4 protein-coding genes and 1 pseudogene are annotated in these 4,085 nt (G+C 73.8%); 2 read left to right on the forward strand and 3 right to left on the reverse strand.

Features of this window, described 5'->3' with window-relative positions:
- Together VR44_RS36940 and VR44_RS36945 are read left to right on the forward strand one after the other, a co-directional pair.
- Positions 1 to 415: hypothetical protein (locus VR44_RS36940; RefSeq protein WP_052713999.1), on the forward strand; the 415-nt coding region annotated here is incomplete at its 5' end.
- Positions 412 to 702 carry a hypothetical protein gene (locus tag VR44_RS36945; protein ID WP_045952045.1) on the forward strand — a complete coding sequence of 97 codons (291 nt, stop codon included), beginning with the start codon at positions 412 to 414 and terminating at the stop codon, positions 700 to 702. The genes VR44_RS36940 and VR44_RS36945, both read left to right, overlap by 4 nt.
- Here VR44_RS36945 and VR44_RS36950 read toward each other — a convergent pair.
- The 3 genes and pseudogenes from VR44_RS36950 to VR44_RS49350 form a co-directional block, all read right to left on the reverse strand.
- Positions 699 to 2,009, reverse strand: a complete 1,311-nt coding sequence (locus tag VR44_RS36950) for a DUF58 domain-containing protein (RefSeq protein WP_045952046.1) — start codon at positions 2,007 to 2,009, stop codon at positions 699 to 701. The two genes, VR44_RS36945 and VR44_RS36950, sit on opposite strands and share 4 nt — an antisense overlap.
- Positions 2,009 to 2,971 carry an AAA family ATPase gene (locus VR44_RS36955; protein ID WP_045952047.1) on the reverse strand — a complete coding sequence of 321 codons (963 nt, stop codon included), beginning with the start codon at positions 2,969 to 2,971 and terminating at the stop codon, positions 2,009 to 2,011. Before VR44_RS36955 ends, VR44_RS36950 begins: the two co-directional genes overlap by 1 nt.
- Before the next feature lie 599 nt (positions 2,972 to 3,570).
- Positions 3,571 to 4,085, reverse strand: a pseudogene (locus VR44_RS49350) (DUF4350 domain-containing protein); the annotation flags it as partial.

The following is a 4,085-nucleotide window of genomic DNA, read 5'->3' on the forward strand; positions in this document are numbered from 1 at the left end:
TGCGTTTACGGCCTGCAGGCCGGCGCTGGGTGCTCTAGGGTTTCCGTTGGAGGACACGATGACAGCACAGCACACCGAGGCTGACGGCCCCCTCATCCCTCAGCCAGCCATGACCCGTGAGGCTCTCCGAGATGCCGTCCGGCGACTGGACATGCGGAGCCTCGCGGAGTTCGACACTGAATGTCATGAAGCGTTCGATCGCGCGGCTGAGACCGGAGCCATCAACCCACTCCGGTTCTTTTTGATCAAGTGGGCCACTCACGTCGCCATTCAGCGATGGCCGGCCAGAGCTGGGGCGCTGGCCGAGGCACAGCGGCTGGCTGGGGATCCAACGGTGGAGGACAAGGTTTTCCGGGCCGCCATGGAGACCAGTAGCCGCATTCTGGCAGAGGCCCAGCAGGAGATTGGTCTGTGACCGGACGGGGGGAGGCGGTCGAGAACGAGCAGGGCTGGGCGTGGGAGTGTGATCCAAGCCGTATCTGGGTTCTGGGCGAGATGGCTGACGAGCATCAGGCACTCGTCAGTGGGGTGATGGACGGTCTGGTTGATCTTGCCTCGATGGGTATCGATCCGAAGACCGGGAGTCTCTATGAGGATCCGGCGCCCATGCGGCTGCGTACCTACGAGGACGAGCGGCTGATGGTCTGGTACCAGACGATCCGCCATCGTCATCGTGTCTACCTGAAGCGCGTCAACCTCTAGAGCCGCCCGGCTCCCTTCAGGGCGAGGTAGGTGTCCGCCAGGGCTGGGGCCAGGGTGTCCGGGGTGGCGTCGACCACGTGGACGCCGTGGCGGGTGAGCTGGTCCGCCGTGCGGCGGCGTTGGGTCTGGGTCTGTGTGGCGGCGGCGGCCTCGTAGACCGCGTCCACGGAGCCGCGCGAGGCGGCCATCGACGCGATGTGGGGGTCGGCCACCGAGGCCAGGATCACCGTGTGGCGCTGGGTGAGGCGGGGGAGGAGCGGGAGCAGGCCCTCTTCCACGGGGGCCGCGTCCAGGCTCGTCAGAAGGACCACCAGGGAGCGGCGCGGGGCGCTGCGCAGGACGGTGGAGACCAGGCCGCGGGAGTCCGTCTCGACCAGTTCCGGCTCCAGGCCGGCCATCGCGTTCACGAAGGCCGGCAGGACGTCGGCGGCCGCGCGGCCCTGGACCAGGGCGCGGGTGCGGCGGTCGTGGGCCAGCAGGTCCACGCGGTCGCCGGCGCGGGTGGCCAGGGCAGCCAGCAGCAGGGCCGCGTCCATGGCGGAGTCCAGGCGGGGAGCGTCGCCGACGCGGCCGGCCGAGGTGCGGCCGGTGTCGAGACAGATCAGGATGTGCCGGTCGCGTTCCGGACGCCAGGTGCGGACGGCGACCTCGTGCCGGCGGGCGGTGGCCCGCCAGTCGATGGAGCGGGTGTCGTCGCCGGGGACGTAGTCGCGGAGGCTGTCGAACTCGGTTCCCTCACCGCGCGTCAGGACGCTGGTGCGGCCGTCGAGTTCGCGCAGGCGCGCGAGGCGGGACGGGAGGTGCTTGCGGCTGGTGAAGGGCGGCAGGACCCGGACCGTCCAGGGGACGGTGTGGGAGCCCTGGCGGGCCAGGAGGCCCAGGGGCCCGTACGAGCGGATCGTGACGCGGTCCGCCCGGCGGTCGCCGCGGCGGGTGGGGCGCAGCCGGGTGGTGAGGCGGCGGCGTTCCCCGGCGGGGACGGTCAGCTCGTGGCGCGAGGCGGCCGTCTCGGTGCCCGGGGCCCAGCTGCTCGGGGGCCACGCGTCGCGGACGCGGGCGCGCAGCGGTCGGGTCCCGGGGTTGGTGACGGTCAGGTGCACGTCGGCGGTCTCGCCGAGGCGGACCGAGGTGTCACCCGACCGGGTGAGGCGCAGGGTGCGGACGGGTGCGGCGAGGGCGTAGTCGAGCGCGCAGGCCAGGCCGAGGGTGCCGTTGACGGCGAGGAGGCCCGTCCAGCTCGGTTCGAGGAGGCCGACGGGCAGGCTGCCGAGGGCCGCCAGGAGGGCGGCGCGTCCGGTGAGGGCCATCAGCGGGGGACGGGGACGTGGGTGAGGATCGCCGAGATGACGGAGTCGGCGGTGACGCCTTCCATTTCGGCCTCCGGGCGGAGCTGGACGCGGTGGCGCAGGGTCGGCAGGGCGAGCGCCTTCACGTCGTCGGGGGTGACGTAGTCGCGGCCGGTGAGCCAGGCCCAGGCGCGGGAGGTGGCCAGCAGGGCGGTCGCGCCGCGCGGGGAGACGCCGAGGGTGAGGGACGGCGATTCGCGGGTGGCGCGGCAGATGTCGACGACGTAGCCGGTGATCTCGGGGGAGACGGTGACGCGGGTGACGGCCTCGCGGGCGGCTTCGAGCTCCTGGGCGCCGGCGACGGGGCGGATGCCGGCGGAGTGCAGGTCGCGCGGGTCGAAGCCGGCGGCGTGCCGAGTCAGTACGCCGATCTCGTCCTCGCGGGAGGGGAGGGGCACGTTGAGCTTGAGGAGGAAGCGGTCGAGCTGGGCTTCGGGGAGCGGGTAGGTGCCCTCGTACTCGACGGGGTTCATGGTCGCGGCGACGAGGAAGGGCTCGGGGAGTTTGCGGGGGGTGCCGTCGACCGTGACCTGGCGCTCCTCCATGGCCTCCAGGAGGGAGGACTGGGTCTTGGGGGGCGTGCGGTTGATCTCGTCGGCGAGGAGGAGGTTGGTGAAGACGGGGCCGTCCTGGAAGGAGAACTCGGCGGTGCGGGCGTCGTAGACCAGAGAGCCCGTCACATCACTGGGCATCAGGTCGGGGGTGAACTGGACCCGCTTGGTGTCGAGTTCGAGGGAGGCCGCGAGGGCGCGCACGAGGAGGGTCTTGGCGACGCCGGGGACGCCTTCGAGGAGGACGTGTCCGCGGCACAGGAGTGCGACGACGAGACCGGTGACGGCGGAGTCCTGGCCGACCACGGCCTTTCCGATCTCGGTGCGGAGCGCTTCCAGGGAGGAGCGGGCGCTGTCCGTGGTGGCCGTCATGAGGTGCGGACCTCTCTTTCGAGGGCGTCGAGGTGGTCGGCGAGCGCGACGAGTGCCGCGTCGTCGGCGGGAGTGGGGCCGAAGAGGAGGGTGGTGACGTCGCGTCCGGTGCCGGTGCCGGTGCCGGTGCCGGTGGCGGCGGCGGGGGGCTCGGGCAGGCGGGCGGAAACGGCGGCGGACAGGGCCGCCGGGTCGTGGGCCTGCGCGGGCGGTACGCCGACCAGTGCGGCGAGGCGTTCGCGGGCGGCGGCGCGCAGCACGGTGGCGGCGCGGTCGCGGGCGGCGGTCTTGCGGTAGAGGCGGGCGCGGCCCTCGGTGGTCTCGGAGGCGCGGATGGCGACGGGCAGGTTCTCGGTGACGAGCGGGCCGAGGCGGCGGGCGCGCCACAGGGCGGCGAGCGCGGCGGCCGCGAACAGCTGCAGCAAAGCCCAGTACCAGCCGGACGGGACGAGGTCGAGGAGGGTCTTGTCCTGCGCGGGGCCGTCGGCGGGCATGTCGGCGAGGGTGGGCAGGTACCAGACGAGTTCGGGTCGGGAGCCGAGGAGTTGGAGGGCGAGGGAGGCGTTGCCCTCCTCGGCGAGGTGCCGGTTGAGCAGGGGGCGTTCGGAGCCGAGGAGGACGATGTCGCCGCCGCGGGTGGTGCTGGGCAGCACCAGGAGGGTGGGGTGGCCGTCGCTGGGGTAGCAGCCGCTCGCGCCGGGGAGGCCGGTGGCGTAGCGGAGGCCGCCGCCGGTGCCGGCGCGGCCTGCGGTGGTGGCGGTGGGCAGGGGGCAGCCGGGGTCGAGGTCGTGCCGGTGGGCGAAGCCCTCGGTGCGGGCGCCGGGGGCCAGTTCGGTGAGGGCGGGGGCCGGTGGGGGCGACGAGGAGGGTGCGGCCGCCGGAGAGGTCGATGGCGGAGCGGATGGCGCGGCGCTGGGGTGCGCCGAGGAGGTCGGGGTCGGTGACGAGGAGGGTGGTGCGGGGGCCGGCCGCGGCGGCGGCCTCGTCGGCGTTGGTGACGACGCGGGTGGTGACGTCGCGTGCGGCGAGGAGCTGCGCGAGGGCGCGGCTGCCGTCGCGGTCGGCGGAGCGGGGGTCGAGGCGGCCGTGGCGGTCGCCCGCCTGGAGCCCGGCG

The sequence above is a fragment of the Streptomyces katrae genome, from assembly GCF_000966975.1.
GTDB lineage: Bacteria > Actinomycetota > Actinomycetes > Streptomycetales > Streptomycetaceae > Streptomyces > Streptomyces katrae.

Excerpts from the sequence above, each read along its gene's own strand:
- VR44_RS36950 (WP_045952046.1), bottom strand. The coding sequence starts at position 2,009 with ATGGCCCTCACCGGACGCGCCGCCCTCCTGGCGGCCCTCGGCAGCCTG.
- VR44_RS36955 (WP_045952047.1), bottom strand. The coding sequence starts at position 2,971 with ATGACGGCCACCACGGACAGCGCCCGCTCCTCCCTGGAAGCGCTCCGC.